The following is a 17,189-nucleotide window of genomic DNA, read 5'->3' as shown; positions in this document are numbered from 1 at the left end:
CGGCTCAGTGTTGACAGGGGAACACGTGGATGAGAGCGAGCGCCCAGGACACATGCGGATTGAACTGGCGTCGTCGTCCTGGCTGGGGAGATGGCATGGAGCGTATCGAACCCCAGCATGTCGCGTGCGCGGCGCTTTCCTCACAGTCAACGTGTTGGCGACGATGAGAAGCCCTGCAACAAAGGACGTACCCTCTCAAAGGAACGTTTATGCTCGAATTCAGGCTGCTGGGATCTGTGGAGATCGTGCTCAACGGCAAGCCGATCGGCATTTCTGCGCCCCGGCAGGAGATTATGTTATCCATGCTTCTCCTAGATTCGAATCAGGTAGTTTCGGTCAGGCGGTTAATTGATGCCTTATGGGACGCGGATCCGCCTTCTACTGCCAAGAGCCAAGTCCAGTTCACCGTGTCGGCGTTACGACGCCTGCTCGGCCACTCGGACGGCAGCGGGGTCATCACGACACGTTCACCCGGCTATCTGATTCACGTGTCCGATGACGCCTTGGATGTCAAGGTCTTCGAACGTCTGGCGGCGAGAGGGGAAGCCGCGGCCGCAGAAAAGCGACCGGAAGAAGCGGTGCAGCATTTGAGGGCCGCGCTAAAACTATGGCGAGGCCCTGCCATGACCGGAGTGTCGAGCAGGCTCGTTCAGTCCGCGGCGACCAGGCTGAACGAAAAGATATTCGTAGCGCTGGAAAGCTGTCTCGAACTGGAGCTCGCGCTCGGACGCCATAATGAAGTAGTCGGCGAGCTGACCGAGTTGGTGGCAGAGAATCCGCTGCGTGAGAGATTTCGCGCACAGCTGATGTTGGCGCTGTACAGGTCTGGCCGGCAGGCAGAGGCCCTTGAGGTGTACAGGAAGGGACGCGACACCTTCCAAGAGGAGTTGGGGCTGGACCTTGACCCGGAATTGCGCGCCCTCGAACAGGCGATTCTGCAGAATGCCCCCGAGCTCCGCAGTCCGGCCGGATCGGAGTACAACGCCGAAAGCGCCCCTGCAGTTCCCATACCACGCCAGCTCCCTGCGACCTCAGGCGACATAGTAGGCAGGGATGCCCTTCTCCGCCAGGTGCGCACCATCCTGTCACCAGGCCGAGCATCCAGCTCAGAGTCCGTGGCGGTTGTCACGTTCACCGGGCCTGGGGGTGTGGGGAAGACCTCCCTCGCGATTCATGCCGCACATCTGATCAAGGATGAATATCCTGACGGACAGCTGTTTGCCCGGCTCCAGGATGGAAATGGGCAACAGAAAAGCCCCGCCAGCCTGCTGGAGCAGATCCTCCGCTCGTTCGGTGTCGAACCGTCCACGCTTCCGCCCAGCATGGACGATCGGGCTGCCTTGTACCGGAGTCTGCTGGCCGAGCGCCGTGTTCTGATCGTTCTGGATGACGTCGACAGCATGTTCCAGGTAACACCACTTCTGCCCGGAACGCCCCGTTGCGCAGTCATCATCACCACCCGGAACCGTCTGACCGGACTGGTATGCGGAGGTCAGCAATTTGAAATCGCCCCTCTTGACGAGCAATCCAGCGTAAATCTTGTGACGCAGTTGATCGGCCCTGCGCGAGCGGAAGCCGAGCTGCACTCTGTACGTGATCTGGTCAGGTTCTGCGAATATCTCCCCTTGGCGATTCGCATCGTGGCGGCAAAGCTTGCCGCAAGGCCTCATTGGGCTATTCACCAGATGGTTCGTCGACTTGAAAACGAGAAACGCAGGCTGGACGAACTCGACCTGGGATGCATGAGCATGCGGGCGACGATATCGCTCTCCTATCAGAATCTGGACAAGGAGAGTCAGACCCTTCTCCGGCGTCTCGGGCTGCTCGGCTCAATCGAGTTCGCGTCCTGGGTATGCGCTCCTTTGCTGGATCGCGATTTGGAAGCCGCGGAGAACATGCTGGAGAACCTCGTGGACGCCCGGCTCGTGGAGGTCAGGCGAACAGCGGACGGATCCGTGCGTTTCCAGGTGCACGACCTTGTGCGGATCTACCTGACGGAGCGGTTGGTAGACGACGAGTCGACCACCGAGCGAATAGCATCGATACGCAGATACCTCGGGTGCTGGCTGACCCTCGCCGCTGAAGCCCATCGTCGGGTCTACGGCGGCGACTACAGCGTCTTGCATGGAACCGCCGAACGCTGGCACCTCCCCGAAGACATCGTTGACACTCTGCTTCAATCTCCCATGCGCTGGTTCCGGCGTGAGCATGAGGCGCTCGTCGCTGCGATTTTCCGGGCTGCCGGAGCCGGTTTCGACGAGCTGTGCTGGGACCTGGCCTTGACCTCAGTGACTCTCTTCCAGCCGGATTCACATGTCACTGACTGGCGTGAGACCCATGAGGCTGCCCTGGGTTTGGTCAATGAGACCCGCAACCGTCGCGGCCAGGCCGCAATACTGTATTCGCTGGGCATACTCGCCCTCACCAGTCATCTGAAAGATGCTTCGAGCTACTTCGAGCGCGCCCTCAAGATCATGGATGAGCTTGGTGACACGCATGGGCGTGCCCTGGCTCTGGGCGGGCTGGGCTATCTGGATCGACTGGCCGGCCGATACGGGGTGGCACTGGCTCGGTACGCGGAGGCGCTGCAGGGGTTCCAGGAGGCAGGTGACCTCATCGGTGAGGCGCACATGCTCAAGGACATCGCTTTGATCCATATGGATCAACAACAGAATGCGACTGCCGAAAGTCTGCTCCAACAGGCCCTCAAAGTATGTCGGCGGCTCGGCGCGCAACGGGTCACCGCACAGACCCTGCATCAGCTCGGTGAGTTCTATCTGCAGACACGGCTCCTGGAGTCTGCGAGGGAGATGTTCAGTGCGGCCAATACGATCACCGAGTCTAGTGGGGATGTCACTGGGCAGGCGTACACACTGTTGGGCATCGGCATCGTTCGAACCCGGCAATCGTCGTTCAGTTTGGCTGAGGCCAGTCTCAACGCGGCCCTTGCCGCCGCGGATCATGCGCAAGACCTTCTCATTCGGGGTCGGGTGCTCCTGTCCTTGGCCGAACTCGATGTGGCACGCGGCCAGCCTCAAATGGCCATGGGAAGACTTGACCAGGCTCTACAAGCACTCGGCGACCTCGGGCCGGCTGCTGTATGGCGCGCTCGGGTGCTGGAGCTCGTTGGGCGGCTGCGTGAGCAAGCAGGACACGGGGAAGAAGCCGTACGAAACTGGCGCTCGGCACTGGAGTTGGTGGGTGATGCCGATCCCCTGCTTTATTCCCGCCTCATGAACGCGATCGACTCAGCGGACGCGAGCGGTCTGGCCGTCGGTGACGACTCTTGATCACGGTTTGGTGGTGTCGGGGCGGTCCCGCCGTTGTGGCGGGAGCGCGCGTGGCGGGGTCAGGTGGACGAGGACTCACCAGACGAACTGGCCGAGCAGCTGCTGCGCATGTTCAGAATGGGCCAAGAGGAGGCGCACGCCATCGTCCGCACCCGCCCGAAGGGCTAGCCCTCGGCGGCGCTGTGGTCCAGGAAGAAGCGCCGTACGCCCGCCGCTACCCAGATCGTGCCGAGCTCGGCGTACACGCTCACCAGTGCGACGACGGGGGCGCCGGCGATCACGGCCACGGCGATGGTCGCCACCAGCAGGCCGGTCCAGCCGTAGAGCGTCTTGCGGCCGCGGGGCGACCCGGTGTGCGTGGCCTCCTGCACGGCAGTGACCAGGGCCATGACCGCCACACCCGCCGTACCCACGGCCTCCAGGCCGAGCGCGATGCCCAGCCCGAGCACCGCCGTCCCGCCGGCGACGAGGGCGCAGCACGCCAGGGCCACGCGGGCCTCGGCGCCCTCGAACAGCAGCCGGGTGGCCTTGGCGCGGGCCAGCCGCAGCACGGTCACCGACTCGGAGACCCACGCCGCCCAGTGCAGCAGCGCGACGAGGACGAAGACGGCGATGAGCGGCGGGGCCACGGGCAGCAGGAACACCAGCCGCCAGCCGCCGCGGTAGCGGCGCCGCAGCTTCGACAGCGTCTGCTGGAGCGGGTTGCGCTGCTTGAGCGCCGTCACCAGGAGGTCCCTGGCCGAACCGAAACCCGGGTCGAGGCGGAGCACCTCGCGGAAGGAGTCGACGGCCGCCTTGGGGTCGCCGAAGGCCAGCGCCGCCCTGCCGGACACCAGGTGCGCGGTGGCGCTCTCCGGATCGAGCCGTAGGGCGTGCGCCGCGGCGGCCCTGGCCGGCTCTGCCTCCCCGAGCTTGGTGTGGGCCAGCGACAGCAGGCTCACCAGGTCCGGCACTTCCGGATCGATGGCCAGCCCGCGGCGGGCCGCATCGGCCATCTGGCGCCATTGGCCCTTCAGCATGTGCCCGCGGGCGAGCAGTTCCCAGACCGCCGCCTGTCCGGGATCCGCGGCCAGCGAAGCCTGGGCGGCGGCGATCGCGTGGTCGGCCAGGTTCGCACGGTAGTACACCTGTCCGGCCACGTAGTGCGAGTACCAGTGATCGGGTGCCAGCCGCACCGCCTCCTGCGCCACGGCCACCGCCTCGCCTGCCCTGCCCTGCTGGATGAGGGCCAGGGCGAGCAGGCATTGCGCCATGCCCTGCTGCGGCTCGACGGCGAGCACGCCGCGCAGCTCCCGCTCGGCGTCCGCTGGGCGGCGTAGTTGAAGCAGCGTCTTCCCGCGATTGATCGACTCGCCGACGTTCACCACTTGCCCTTGATCCAGGGCATCAGCTCGTCCCACGCGCCGGACTCGTTGGCGTGCAGCACGTAGTTGCGCGCGGTGGCCAGCCACTCGCGTACCGCCGTGGGCCGGACGCCCTGGGCGGCGGCCAGCAGGTCGCCGGTGGTCATCGGGATGGGGCGGCCCGCGCTGATCGACTGCTGGAGCTTGACCTCCACCGCGCGGTCCACCAGGCCCTTGAGGTCCGCGCCGACGTAGTGGTCGGTGACCTTCGCCACCGCGTCGAAGTCCATCTCGGCCAGCGGCTTGTCGCGGCAGAGGATGCGCAGGATGGCCGCGCGCGCCGCGGCGTCCGGCGGCGGCACGAACACAAGCTGGTCGAAGCGCCCCGGGCGGCGGAACGCCACGTCGATGTACCAGGGCGCGTTCGTGGCGGCCAGCACCAGCACGCCCTCGTTGGCGCTCTGGTCCACGCCGTCGAGCTCGGCCAGGAACTGGTTGACCAGTTGCCGGGTGTGCGCCTGGCGCATGTCGGAGCGGCGCGCGGCCAGCGCGTCCACCTCGTCGAAGAAGAGCACGCACGGGCGGTTGCGGCGGGCCAGGTCGAAGGTCGCGCGCAGGTTGCGCTCGCTGGAGCCGACGTACATGTCGAGAATGTCGGCCAGGCCGACGTTGACGAACGCCGCGCCGAGCTCGCCGGCCGCGGCCCTGGCCAGGTGGGTCTTGCCGGCCCCCGGCGGGCCGTACAGCAGGACGCCGCCGCCGGCGCGCTTGCCGTACGCGGCGAACAGCTCGGGCTGCTGGATCGGCAGCAGCAGCTTCACCCGCAGCGACTCCTTGACCGCCTCCATCCCGGCCACGTCGGCGAAGGTCTGCTTCGACTTCTCCACCTCGGCCCCCGAAGGCGCGTCGGCCGGTGTGGCATATGCCGGTGCCGCGTGAGCAGGTGCGGCGGGCGGGGGCGGGGGCGGGGCGGTCAGGCGGGCGGCCAGTTCGGGATCGGCGACGGACGGATCACGGGAGACCGCCTCGTGGTAGCGGTGGCCCGCCCTGCCCGTATCCCCCTCGCCGAGCAGCGCCCTGGCCGCGAGCACGCCCATGCGCGGCGGATATCCGGGTGTGGCAAGGAACGGCTCCAGCACCGACAGTGCGGCGCTGTGGGCACTCTGCCGTACGAACGCCTCGGCCAGCCCCGCCGTGATGTCCGGGTCCTTGGGCGCGAGCACGAGAGCGGCGCGGAACTCGGCCTCCGCGTCGGCCAGATAGCCCTTGGCCAGGAGCTGCTCGGCGAGATGCCGCCGGAGAGGGAGGTTGTCCGGGGACAGGCGTGCCGCCTCGCGGAGCGCCTGGAGGCCGGCATCTTCGAGCACGTGCCTGGTCCCTTCTGTCACAGGATTCGGTCGTCCCTAAAACTACGCAGACTATCGAGATCCCGTGCATAGAGGTGCAGCGTCGGGTGGTAGCGCTGGGTCTACCTCGGGTTCTCGCGGCAGCGCCCATGTGCGGACGCGCTCCGGTCGCTTGGATCGATGGCATGACGATCAAGCACACGCTTCCCGGGCGCTGGGTCGAGGGCGCCGGTCTGGTGCTCGGCCCGTCGCTGCTCATCGCCGGGGTGCTCATCCGGGCCGGCGAGGGCGACTTCTTCCCCGACCAGCTCGCCGCCTACGCCGCGCGGCCGGAGCAGATGGTCCTGTCGTACAGCCTGTTCGCGGCCGGGGTCGTGCTGCTGTGGCCCGCGGTGACCGCGCTCGCCCGCGTGTGTCCGGCTGAGCTAGGCGGCCAGGAGCTTGACGATCGCCGCGACGCCGATGCAGACGATCACGCCGCGCAGGATCGGGGCGGGCAGCCTGCGGCCCACGCGGGCGCCGAGGAAGCCGCCGATCATCGAGCCCAGCGCCACCAGCAGCACGGCGAGCCAGTCCACGTCGGCGACCAGCGTGTAGAGGACGGCGGCGGTGAAGTTCACCAGCAGGGCGAGCACGTTCTTGGCCGCGTTGATGCGCTGCAGGTCCTCGTGCAGGAGGATGCCCATCAGGCCGATGAGCAGGATGCCCTGCCCGGCGCCGAAATAGCCGCCGTACGCGCCGGCCGCCAGTGTGCCCAGCCACAGCCACGGGCCGCCGTGCGTGCGCCCCGGGTGGGCGGCCAGCATGCGGCTGATCCTGGGCTGGATCACGACCAGCACGCAGGACAGCGCGATCAGCACGCTGACGATCATGTTGAAGCTGCTCTCGGGCAGGTTGAGCAGCAGCAGGCCGCCGGCCAGCGAGCCGATGACGGAGGCGGGGGCCAGCCTGAGCAGCCGCTCGCGCTGGCCCTTCAGCTCGGGCCGGTAGCCCATGGCACCGGTGAGGCCACCGGGGACCAGGCCGATGTTGTTGGAGACGTTCGCGGTGATCGGCGGCAGGCCGACCGCCAGCAGTGTGGGGAACGTGATCAGCGATCCCGACCCGACCACGGTGTTGATGCCCCCGCCCACGACGCCGGCCGCCAGCACCGCGACCATCTCCCAAGGTGTCATGCCATGGGACTTTAGGGCATGTCTTATTTTCTAAGACGAATCGTCTCGCCATATGGGACGCATGGTGTGGAAAACCGCAGGTCTATCCGGGCGCGCACATCATTCCGCTGCCCTGGCCAGGGTACCTAGCGTTCCCGGTCATGATGGGAAAGTTGTTCGACCTCCCGCGCCGGGCGTCTGCGGGGGTGTGCGCCCTGCTCGTGCTCGCCGGAGTGATCATGTTGACCGCCATGGCGAACAGCACGATGCAGCCGCTGCCCGCCTCCGCGCCGGCCGCGGAGTTCAGCGCCGAGCGGGCCCTGCGCCACCTCGAGAGGTTCGCCACCGAGAGCCGCCCGATCGGCAGCCAGGCAGGTGACCGGGCCAGGGACTACCTCGCCGGGCAGCTGCGCGCGGCGGGGCTCGACGTGCGGGTCCAGCGGGCGATCGGGGCGAACCCGTCGACGGGGCTGGCGTCGTTCGGGCAGGTGGACAACGTCGTGGCCACGGCGAAGGGCGCCGACCCGACCGGAACGGTGCTGATCGCCGCGCACTACGACTCCGCGGCGATGGGGCCTGGCGCCTCCGACGACGCCGCCGCGGTGGCGGCGATGCTGGAGACGGTACGGGCGCTCAAGGGCGGCGCGCTCCGCAACGACCTGGTGCTGTTGATGACGGACGGCGAAGAGGACGGAACGCTGGGCGCCGAGGCGTTCGTCAGGGAGCACCCCCTGGGCCGCGCGGGCGGGGTCCTGCTCAACTGGGAGGCCAGGGGAGTGAGCGGCCCGTCACTGATGTTCGAGACGTCCAGGAAGAACGCCGGGCTGGTCGAGACGTTCGCGAGCGCCGTGCCGCACCCGCGCGGCGACTCCACGATGGTGGAGATTTACCGGCTGCTCCCCAACAACACGGACTTCACCCCGATGTCCAAGAGCGGCTTCGGCGGCATGAACTTCGCCTACATCGAGGGCTCGTCGCGCTATCACACCGCCGACGACTCGCTCGCCCACCTCGACCGGGGCAGTCTGCAGCACCACGGCTCCAACATGCTGGCGCTGGCCCGCGCACTCGGGAACGCCGACCTCCAGGCGCTGGCCGCCGATCACGACGTCACCTATTTCCGCGTCTTCGGGACCATGGTCACGTACTCGAACGCGCTCGTCTGGCCGCTGGCCGCGCTCGCGGTGGTCGCGGTGGCCGGGCTGGCGCTGCTCGCGCGCAGGCGGCGGCTGGTCAGCCTGCCCCGGCTCGCCGCCGGCGCGGTGTCCGGCGTCGTGCCGCTGGTGCTCGCGGCGGCCCTGGCGCAGGGGCTGTGGGAGGTGCTGGTGGCCGCGCGGCCCGCGTACGACGGGATGGGCGGGCTGCTGCACCACCCGCGGGCGTTCCAGGTGGCCGTCGCGGTGCTGTCGGGGCTGGCGCTGCTCTGCTGGTACCTGCCGCTGCGCCGCCGCCTCGGGCCCGCGGCGCTCGCCGTCGGGGCGCTGGCCTGGCCTGCCGGGCTCGGCCTGCTGTGCGCCCAGGTCGCGCCGGGCGCGTCGTTCGTGTTCACGCTGCCCGCGCTGTTCTGCGCGCTCGGCGGGACGGCCGCGATCCTGCTGCGTGGCGCGGTCTGGCCGGTGGTGGCGGCGACGCTGGGCACGGTCATGGCGGCGATGCTGCTGCCCGCCCTGGCCGGGAACGCGTTCGACGGGATGGGCCTCGCGCTCGGCGGCGCGCCCGCGCTGGTGCTGGCGCTGTTCGGGCTGACGGTGCTGCCGATCGCGGAGCTGTGCCTGCCGGAGCGGGTGCCGAGCCTGGTCCCTCTGGCCGCCGCCGGGCTCGCCGTGGTGCTGGTCGGCGGCGGGCTGGCCACCGACGGCTTCGACGCGGACGACCCGCTGCGCACACACCTCGCGTACGTGCTGGACGCCGACGCCGGGACCGCGAGCTGGGTCAGCGCCGACCCGGAGCCGCCCGCCTGGACCAGGAAGTACGTGTCGAGCCATGACACGACGAAACTGCCTCCCGGCTACGCCCGCGGCACCTCGCTCTGGACGGGACCCGCGCCGGTGACGAGAGCCGCCGAGCCCCGCGTCACCGTGCTCTCGCGCGACGGCGACACGGTCAAGCTCCGCGTGACCGCCGGCCGGGCGGCCCGCTCGGTCACGCTGAGAGTCGAGCGGCCCATCACCGGGGCGAGCGCCGCCGCGGCCGGCATGACCCCCGTGAGCGTCGAGGTCACCGGCACGCGGGCCAACACCTGGCCCGGCGAGATCCGCTTCCGCGGCCTGCCCGATTCCGGCGCGGAGATCACCGTGCGAGTGCCGCGGGCCGGCCGGTTCAGGGTGACCGCCATCGCCGAGACCGACGGATTCCGGCAGGTGCCCGGCTTCGTCCCGAGGCCGGTGGGGGTGGTGGCGGCGACGCGCGAGGACGGCGATCTGGTGGCGGTCACCCGTACGTACACGATCAGCGAGAGATGAGCGCCCGCTTGAGGATCTTGCCGGTGGGACTCATCGGCAGCTCGTCCACGAACGAGATGCGCCGCGGGTACTTGTAGGCCGCCACCCGCTCCCGCACGAAATCGCGCAGCTCCTCGCAGGTCACCGCGGCGCGTACGGCCACCACGGCCTCGATCTCCTCCCCGAGCCCCGGGTGCGGCACACCGAAGACCGCCGCCTGCCGCACCGCCGGGTGCTCGTACAGGACCTCCTCGACCTCGCGCGGATAGACGGTGTAGCCGCCGCGGATGATCACGTCGCGGCGGCGGTCCACCAGGTAGAAGTAGCCGTCCTCGTCCACCCTGCCGAGGTCGCCGGTGTGGAACCAGCCGTCGCGGACGGCCTCCGCGGTGGCGGCGGGGTTGTTCCAATAGCCCTTCATCACGTTGGGACCGCGCACGACGATCTCGCCGATCTCGCCACGCGGCGTCTCGCGGCCGTCCTCGTCGACGATCTTCATCTCGACGCCCCTGATCGGCCAGCCGATGGAGCCGGGCCTGCGGTGGTGGCCGCCCCGGTTCGTGGTGGCCACGGGGGACGTCTCGCTGAGCCCGTACCCCTCGATGATCTCGCAGCCGAACCTGGTCTCGTACGCGCGCTGCACGTCCAGCGGCAGCGCCGCCCCGCCGGACGCGCGGACGCGCAGCATCGACAGGTCGGCGGCGCCGGGATGGTCGAGCAGCGAGATGTACATGGCGGGCACGCCGTGGAAGACGGTCACCCCGTCGCGCCTGATCACCTCCAGCGCCCGCCCCGCCTCGAACCGCCGCAGCAGCGTCAGCCGCGCCCCCGCGTGCACGGTTGCGTTGAGCGAGCACGTCTGCCCGAACGTGTGGTGGAGCGGCAGCGCCCCCAGCACCACGTCGTCCACGCCGAGCGCGTGCATGCGGGCCACGGTGGCGGCGTTGCCGCCCAGGTTCGCGTGGGTCAGCTCGATGCCCTTCGGACGGCCCGTCGTCCCGGAGGTGTAGTGGATGACGGCCGTGTCGCCGTCTCCGGTGGCGGCGATCTCCCGCTCGCCCGCCACGCCCCGCAGCAGCCTGCGGAACTCCTCGGGCACCACGAAGAAGCAGTCCGCCTTCGTGCCCGCCGAGCCCGCCTCGGCGGTCTCCGCGAACGCGTGCCAGGCGATCAGCAGCCGCGCCCCGCAGTCGCCCAGGTACGCGGCGATCTCCCGCCGCTTCAGCAGCGGGTCCAGCGGCACCACGATCGCCCCGATCCGCAGCACCCCGTAATAGACGACGCCGAACTCCGGCACGTTCGGCAGCATGATCGCGACCCGGTCGCCGGCGCCGATCCCGCGGCCTCGCAGCAGCCCCGCGAGCCGGGTGCTCAGCTCGTCGAGCCCGCCGTAGGTGAGCTCCGCCTCGTCCAGCGTGAGAACCGCTCTGCCGCCGAGTCGCCCGGCGGCGATGTGGAGCCGGTCAGCGAGGTTCATGGCATGACCGTACGTCCGCTCTCCCTCGCCCCTCATCGGTCGCGGTGACCAGTCTTTCCCGCCCGGCATTGGTGGTGTGGAGCGAGTCCTGCAGCGCGATCGCCACGAGCAGCTCGACGAGATCGCTGATCGAGCGCAGGCTGCGCCCCGTGCGCTCCTGGATCCGGCGCAGCCGGTATTGAGCGGTGTTCGGATGGATCTGCAGCCGCTCGGCAGCGGCCCGCAGGTTCAGGTCGGCGGCGGCGAACGCCCTGATCGTGGCCGTCAGCACGCCGCCCCGCGCCCGGTCCTCGGCCAGCAGCGACGTGATGCGCGGGTCCACCAGGTGGCGGGCGGTGTCGTCGGCCTTCAGCGCCAGGTACTGGAACGGCGTGATCCGCGGCAGCGCCGCCACCCCGCCCTCCTCGGGCACGAAGTCCAGCACGGCCCTGGCCTCCTGGTACGCCTGCGGGATCTGCGCAATCCCCGCCGACACGGTGCTGATGCCCATGGCCAGCCTGATCCCCTCGCGGGCCAGGCCAGCCAGCACCGCCTGCAGCCGGTCGCACAGCTCCTCGGGGCCGGTGCCGGGGCCGAGCACGGGGATCGCCACGATCTCCGACTGGCGCACGACGGACAACGTACGGGTGCCGTTCCCGCCGGTCCTGGCGATGGCCGCGCAGGCCGCATGCCGGGCGTCGGCGCCCTCGTCGAAGGCCGCGGGCGGCCCGGCGAGCACGGCGATCACCACGAGCAGCGGCGTGCGCGCGTCCGGCGCGAGGCCGTGGGCCTGCGCCGCCGCCAGCTCCCTGCCCCGCGTCGGCACGCAGCCCGCCAGCAGCGTCTCCAGCAGGTCACGGCTCTCGCGTACCGCCTCGGCGGCCGCGTACTGCTGGAACTCCATGTACGCGTTCGCCGTGTGCGTGCTGGCGAAGTCCGAGTACCGCATCAGCGGCGCCACCAGCGACAGGGCCGCCTCGCGACCGGCGTACGTGTGCCCGGCCCGCTCGACCACCGCCTCCCAGAAGACCCGCTGCCCGACCCTGAACGCGTTGATGTAGTCGGCCAGCGGCACCCCCGCCCTGGCCCGGCGCATGGCCGGCCGGCGGGTGAACGAGATGTCCCCGTGTGTGACCGTGCGCTCTTCCAGCAGCACGGCCAGCTTGGCGCGGTAGTGCCTGACCACGTGCTCCCGCACGTCGGCGTGGAAGTCCGGCCCCTGCGCCGAGTAGACCGGGATCTCCCGCAGTATCGCGGCGAGCGCGGCATCGGCCAGTGCGTCGACGTCGGTGAGCAGCTCGGAGAGAATCCGCGCGCGTTCCACGCGGACGGCTTCCACGGTGTACGAACCAGTGGACATGCCCGGGATGATCCATGGCCATAGCCGGGAGGTCAACGGGTCGTGACCGGTCCGAGACCCACCCTGTGCTCAGCGGACAACTCGCCTGGAACATCTTGGGTCACCGTGCCCAATGCGGCCTGTGACCGGCCGATCCTACGCTGAGCCCACCTTCAGAACATTGTTCTCCAGGAGGCCGGATGCTGGAGGTAGACGATCTTACCGTCCGCTTCGGCGGCATCACGGCGCTGGACGGCGTGGGCTTCGAGGTGGCGCGCGGGGAGATGGTGGGACTCATCGGGCCGAACGGAGCCGGCAAGACCACCCTGTTCAACTGCCTCACCCGGCGGTACGAGGCCGACTCGGGGACGATCGTGTACGAGGGCAGGGACCTGACGGCCGTGGCGCCGTACGCGATCGCGGAGTTGGGCATCGCCAGGACGTTCCAGAACCTGGGCCTCTTCCCCCGGCTGCCGGTACGCGACAACGTGCTGGTCGGCGCGCACCACAGGGGCCGCGCCGGCTTCCTCACCGCGGGACTGCGGCTGCCCGGCGTGCGCCGCGAGGAGCGCGCGCTGCGCGCGGACGCCGACGCCGTGATCGAGCGCCTGGGCCTGACCGGCGTGGCCGACCATCCGGCGACCGGACTGCCGTTCGGGACGCTCAAACGGGTCGAGCTGGCCCGCGCGCTCGTCGGGCGGCCCCGGCTGCTGCTGCTTGACGAGCCGGTGAACGGGCTGAACGCGGCGGAGGTCGAGGAGTTCGCGGGCACGCTGGGCGCGATCCGGTCCGAGTACGACCTGACGGTGATCGTGGTCGAGCACCACATGGGCTTCGTCATGGGGATCTGCGAGCGGATCGTGTGCCTCGACTTCGGCCGCAAGATCGCCGAAGGGCCGCCTGGCGAGGTGCAGCGCGACCCCGGCGTCATCGAGGCGTACCTGGGGACGGCGGTATGACACTCGTCGTCGAGGACCTGGTGGCCGGGTACGGGGACGCCCGCGTGCTGCACGGCGTGAGCCTGACCGTCCGCGAGGGGGAGATCTGCGCGATTCTCGGGCCGAACGGCGCGGGCAAGACGACGCTGCTGCGTGCCCTGTCCGGCATGGTGCGGGCACGCGGCCGGGTCTCGCTCGACGGCACGGACCTGGCGGGCCGCTCGCCCGACGCGCTCGCCCGGCAGGGCGTGGCCCACGTGCCGGAGGGGCGGGGCACGTTCATGCCGCTGACCGTCGAGGAGAACCTCCGGCTCGGCGCCTTCGTCCGGCGCGGCCGTGCCGAAGTGGAAGAGGACCTCGAACGAGTCCACACGTACTTCCCGGTGCTGAAGAGCCGGCTCAAGCAGGCCGCCGGCAGCCTCAGCGGCGGCGAGCAGCAGATGCTGGCCATCGGCCGGGCCCTCATGCTGCGGCCCCGGCTGCTCCTGCTCGACGAGCCGTCGCTCGGCCTGGCCCCGCTCGTCACCCGGGAGCTGTTCCGCATCGTCCAGGCCGTCAACGCAGAGGAGCGCACCACCGTGGTCGTCGTCGAGCAGAACGCCCATCTCGCGCTCGGCATCGCCCAGCAGGCGCACGTGCTGGAGACCGGGCGGATCGTCCTGTCGGGCACGGCCGAGCAGATCAGGGCCGATGAGCAGGTCGCGCAGTCGTACCTGGGATACCGGGTGTAGCCGATGGGCGGATTCCTGCAGCAGCTCGTCGAGGGGCTCGGCGCGGGCGCCATCTACGCCAGCCTGGCGCTGGCCCTCGTGCTGATCTACCAGTTCACCGGCATCGTGAACTTCGCCCAGGGCGAGCTGGCCATGTTCGCCACGTACGTCGCCTGGCAGTGCGTGGCCGCCGGGCTGCCGTTCTGGCTGGCGCTGGTGCTCACGCTGGTGGTGTCGTTCGCGGGCGGGATGCTCATCGAACGGGTGATCATCCGTCCGGTCGAGGGCGCCCCCGAGCTGACGCTGGTCATCGTCACCGTCGGGCTGTTCATCTTCGTCAACGCCGCCGCCGGGTGGATCTGGACGTTCCTGATCAAGGACTTCCCCAACCCGTTCCCCGGCGGCGGGCTGGAGGCGGCCGGGATCAGCGTGAGCTTCTCGACGCTCGGGGTGCTCGCCGTGGTGGCGGTCGTCATGGGTCTCCTGTACCTGCTCTTCCAGCACACCAAGATCGGGCTGGGGATGCGGGCGGTGGCGAGCAACCCCGAGTCGGCGCGGCTGGTCGGGATCCGGGTGGGCTGGACGCTCGCGCTCGGCTGGGGACTGGCGGCCACCGTGGGCGCGGTGTCAGGGGTGCTGGTGGCGCCGCTGCTGTTCCTGGAGCCGAACATGATGGGCGGCGTCCTCATCTACGCGTTCGCGGCGGCCACCCTCGGCGGCTTCGACAGCCCGGTGGGCGCCGTCGTGGGCGGGCTGATCGTCGGAGTGGCGGAGACGCTGGCCGGTGCCTACGTCGGGTTCATCGGGTCCGACCTCAAGGTGGGGGTGCCGCTGGTGATCATCCTGGGTGTGCTCCTGCTGCGGCCCCGGGGCCTGTTCGGGCGAGCGGTGGTGGAGCGGTCATGACGCCCACCGCGATCTCCAAAGGCGCACCCGGCACGGCGCTGCGTACGACGCGCCTGCGGTGGGCGGGTGCGGCGGTGCTCCTGGTGGCAGCCTGCTACGCGCCGTTCCAGCTCGCCCCCTTCCACGTCTTCCAGCTCACGATGGTGCTGGTCTACGCGGTGGCGCTGCTCGGGCTGAACCTCCTCGTCGGCCACGCGGGCCAGATCTCGCTCGGGCACGGCGCGTTCTTCGCCGTCGGCGCGTACGCGACCGCGATCCTCCTCGACCGCTGGGCGCTCCCGTACCCGCTGACCCTCCCCGTCGCGGCCGGGGCGGCGTTCGTGTTGGGCCTGGCGTTCGGCCTGCCGGCCATGCGGCTGCGCGGCCTCTACCTGGCGCTCGTCACGCTCGCCGTGGCCATCTTCCTGGTGCCGCTGCTCAAGCGCTTCGAGGCGGTCACCGGCGGCTCCATGGGGCTGACGCTGGCCAAGCCCGCGCCGCCCGGCTGGAGCGGCCTGGCCGAGGACCAGTGGCTGTACTTCCTCACCCTGCTCGTCGCCGTCGCGGCGTTCCTGGTGGCGGGCAGCCTGCTGCGCTCGCGGGTGGGCCGGGCGCTGCACGCCGTCAGGGACGACGAGGCCGCGGCCGAGGTCATGGGCGTGCGGCTGTCGTCCTACAAGACCCTCGCGTTCGCGTGGAGCGCGATGTTCGCCGGCGCGGCGGGCTGCCTCTACACGTGGGTGATCGGGTTCGTGTCGCCGGACTCGTTCACCGTCAACCTGTCGATCACCCTGCTGGCCGGACTGGTCGTCGGCGGGCTCGGCTCGCTGTCCGGCCCCGTGCTGGGCGGGCTGTTCGTGATGTTCGTGCCGGGCATCGCGCAGGACATCAACGACGCCGCTCCCGGCGTCGTCTTCGGCCTGCTGATCATCGCGGTGATGTACGTGGCCCCGACGGGTCTCGCCGGGCTGGCCGGGCGCTTGGTCAAGAAAGTTCCCCGGAAGGAGTAAGAGCGATGCGTGTATCTGCGATCGGGGCTGCTGCGGTGCTTCTCCTGGTCGCCGCCTGCGGGGGGCGGGACAGCGGCGGCGGCGCGGGCACTGCGGCGTCGGGCGAGTGCCAGGGACAGCAGACGACCGGCATCACCGACAAGACCATCAAGCTGGGCGGCATCTACCCGCTGTCCGGCCCCGCCTCCGCCTACGGGGACATCCCCAAGGGCATCAAGGCGTACTTCGACTACATCAACGCGGAGAAGGGCGGCATCGGCGGGCGCAAGGTCGAGTTCGTCGTGCGCGACGACGGCTACCAGCCGCCCAAGGCCGTCGAGGAGGCGCGCAGGCTGGTGGAGCAGGAGCAGGTGTTCGCCCTGTTCCAGACGCTCGGCACGCCCTCGACCACCGCCACCTGGGACTACACGAACCAGCGCAAGGTCCCGCAGATCTTCGTCGCCACCGGCGCCTCCAAGTGGGGCACCGACACCGCGCACCCGTGGACGATCGGCTGGCAGCCCAACTACGTCTCCGAGGCCCGCGTCTACGCCCAGTACCTCAAGAAGGAGAAGCCCCAGGCCAAGGTCGCCGTCCTCTACCAGAACGACGACTTCGGCAAGGACCTGCTCGGCGGGTTCAAGCGGGCCGTCGAGGGCACCGGCATCACGATCGTGGCCGAGCAGAGCTACGAGGTGACCGACCCCAGCATCGACCCCCAGATGCGCAACCTCGCCGAGTCGAAGGCCGAGGTGTTCCTCGACATCACCACGCCCAAGTTCGGCTCGCAGGCGCTGGCCGCCGACGCCAGGAACACGGCCTGGAACCCGCTGCACATCGTCAACAACGTCTCCGCCTCGATCACCGTGCTCAAGCCGGTCGGCTTCGCGAACGTGCAGGGCGTCGTCTCGGCCACGTACTACAAGGACCCCAACGACCCGACCTGGCAGAACGACCAGGAGATGACGCTTTACCGGCAGAAGATGCAGCAGTATGCGCCCGGCGCCGACCCGAACATCCCCTACCACGCCTTCGGCTGGGCGGTGGCGAGCAGCTTCCACAAGGCCATGGAGGCGGCCAAGTGCCCGACCCGCGAGGGGCTGCGCGACTCCGTACGCGACCTCAAAGGCGTCAAGATCGACATGCTGCTGCCCGGCGTGACACTCGACACCGGCCAGGCGGACGGCTTCCCGATCGAGTCGATGCAGCTCATGACGTTCAAGGGCGAGCGCTGGGAGCTCTTCGGCGACGTCATCGACACGCGGAAGGAGTTCGGCCCCCTCACGGGGTGATGGGCC

Annotated in this window: 12 protein-coding genes; 7 read left to right on the top strand and 5 right to left on the bottom strand. The window is 69.8% G+C overall.

Annotated elements, in window-relative coordinates; genetic code table 11:
* Positions 1-209: 209 nt before the first annotated feature.
* Positions 210-3,290, top strand: a complete 3,081-nt coding sequence (locus tag ABN273_RS04480; RefSeq protein WP_349447336.1) for an AfsR/SARP family transcriptional regulator — start codon at positions 210-212, stop codon at positions 3,288-3,290.
* A gap of 164 nt (positions 3,291-3,454) precedes the next feature.
* Here the strand turns inward: ABN273_RS04480 and ABN273_RS04475 are convergent, their stop codons facing one another.
* The 3 genes from ABN273_RS04475 to ABN273_RS04465 all read right to left on the bottom strand — a co-directional run bounded on the left by ABN273_RS04475 (position 3,455) and on the right by ABN273_RS04465 (position 7,154).
* Positions 3,455-4,654: a tetratricopeptide repeat protein gene (locus tag ABN273_RS04475; protein WP_349447335.1), complete on the bottom strand. Its 1,200-nt coding sequence runs from the start codon at positions 4,652-4,654 to the stop codon at positions 3,455-3,457.
* Positions 4,651-6,000 carry an AAA family ATPase gene (locus ABN273_RS04470; protein ID WP_349447334.1) on the bottom strand — a complete coding sequence of 450 codons (1,350 nt, stop codon included), beginning with the start codon at positions 5,998-6,000 and terminating at the stop codon, positions 4,651-4,653. The genes ABN273_RS04475 and ABN273_RS04470 overlap by 4 nt, the downstream gene beginning before the upstream one ends.
* 404 nt (positions 6,001-6,404) lie before the next feature.
* Positions 6,405-7,154, bottom strand: a complete 750-nt coding sequence (locus ABN273_RS04465) for a sulfite exporter TauE/SafE family protein (RefSeq protein WP_349447333.1) — start codon at positions 7,152-7,154, stop codon at positions 6,405-6,407.
* A gap of 140 nt (positions 7,155-7,294) precedes the next feature.
* Between ABN273_RS04465 and ABN273_RS04460 the strand changes: the two genes are divergently transcribed.
* On the top strand, positions 7,295-9,595 hold the full coding sequence (locus ABN273_RS04460; RefSeq protein WP_349447332.1) for a M20/M25/M40 family metallo-hydrolase: 2,301 nt from the start codon (positions 7,295-7,297) through the stop codon (positions 9,593-9,595).
* Here the strand turns inward: ABN273_RS04460 and ABN273_RS04455 are convergent.
* Positions 9,582-11,051 (bottom strand): long-chain-fatty-acid--CoA ligase, encoded by a 1,470-nt coding sequence (locus ABN273_RS04455; RefSeq protein ID WP_349447331.1) that lies wholly within the window; start codon positions 11,049-11,051, stop codon positions 9,582-9,584. The genes ABN273_RS04460 and ABN273_RS04455 overlap by 14 nt on opposite strands.
* Positions 11,038-12,390: a PucR family transcriptional regulator gene (locus ABN273_RS04450; protein WP_349447330.1), complete on the bottom strand. Its 1,353-nt coding sequence runs from the start codon at positions 12,388-12,390 to the stop codon at positions 11,038-11,040. The genes ABN273_RS04455 and ABN273_RS04450 overlap by 14 nt, the downstream gene beginning before the upstream one ends.
* Before the next feature lie 179 nt (positions 12,391-12,569).
* Between ABN273_RS04450 and ABN273_RS04445 the strand changes: the two genes are divergently transcribed.
* The 5 genes from ABN273_RS04445 to ABN273_RS04425 are packed head-to-tail and all read left to right on the top strand — an operon-like array spanning position 12,570 to position 17,183.
* A complete protein-coding gene (locus tag ABN273_RS04445; RefSeq protein WP_349447329.1) occupies positions 12,570-13,328 on the top strand; it encodes an ABC transporter ATP-binding protein in 759 nt (252 codons plus the stop codon).
* Positions 13,325-14,038, top strand: a complete 714-nt coding sequence (locus ABN273_RS04440) for an ABC transporter ATP-binding protein (RefSeq protein WP_349447328.1) — start codon at positions 13,325-13,327, stop codon at positions 14,036-14,038. The genes ABN273_RS04445 and ABN273_RS04440 overlap by 4 nt, the downstream gene beginning before the upstream one ends.
* Before the next feature lie 3 nt (positions 14,039-14,041).
* Positions 14,042-14,923 (top strand): branched-chain amino acid ABC transporter permease, encoded by an 882-nt coding sequence (locus ABN273_RS04435; RefSeq protein WP_349447327.1) that lies wholly within the window; start codon positions 14,042-14,044, stop codon positions 14,921-14,923.
* Entirely contained in the window at positions 14,920-15,912 is a 993-nt protein-coding gene (locus tag ABN273_RS04430) for a branched-chain amino acid ABC transporter permease (protein ID WP_349447326.1), read from the top strand. The genes ABN273_RS04435 and ABN273_RS04430 overlap by 4 nt, the downstream gene beginning before the upstream one ends.
* Before the next feature lie 5 nt (positions 15,913-15,917).
* Complete coding sequence (locus tag ABN273_RS04425) at positions 15,918-17,183, top strand: ABC transporter substrate-binding protein (RefSeq protein ID WP_349447325.1); 1,266 nt, start codon at positions 15,918-15,920, stop codon at positions 17,181-17,183.
* The last annotated feature ends 6 nt before the right edge of the window (positions 17,184-17,189 follow it).

This window comes from Nonomuraea sp. B19D2 (assembly GCF_040137845.1).
Lineage (GTDB): Bacteria > Actinomycetota > Actinomycetes > Streptosporangiales > Streptosporangiaceae > Nonomuraea.
Note: the sequence above shows the minus strand (reverse complement) of the source record. Positions and strands in the feature narration are given on the sequence as shown.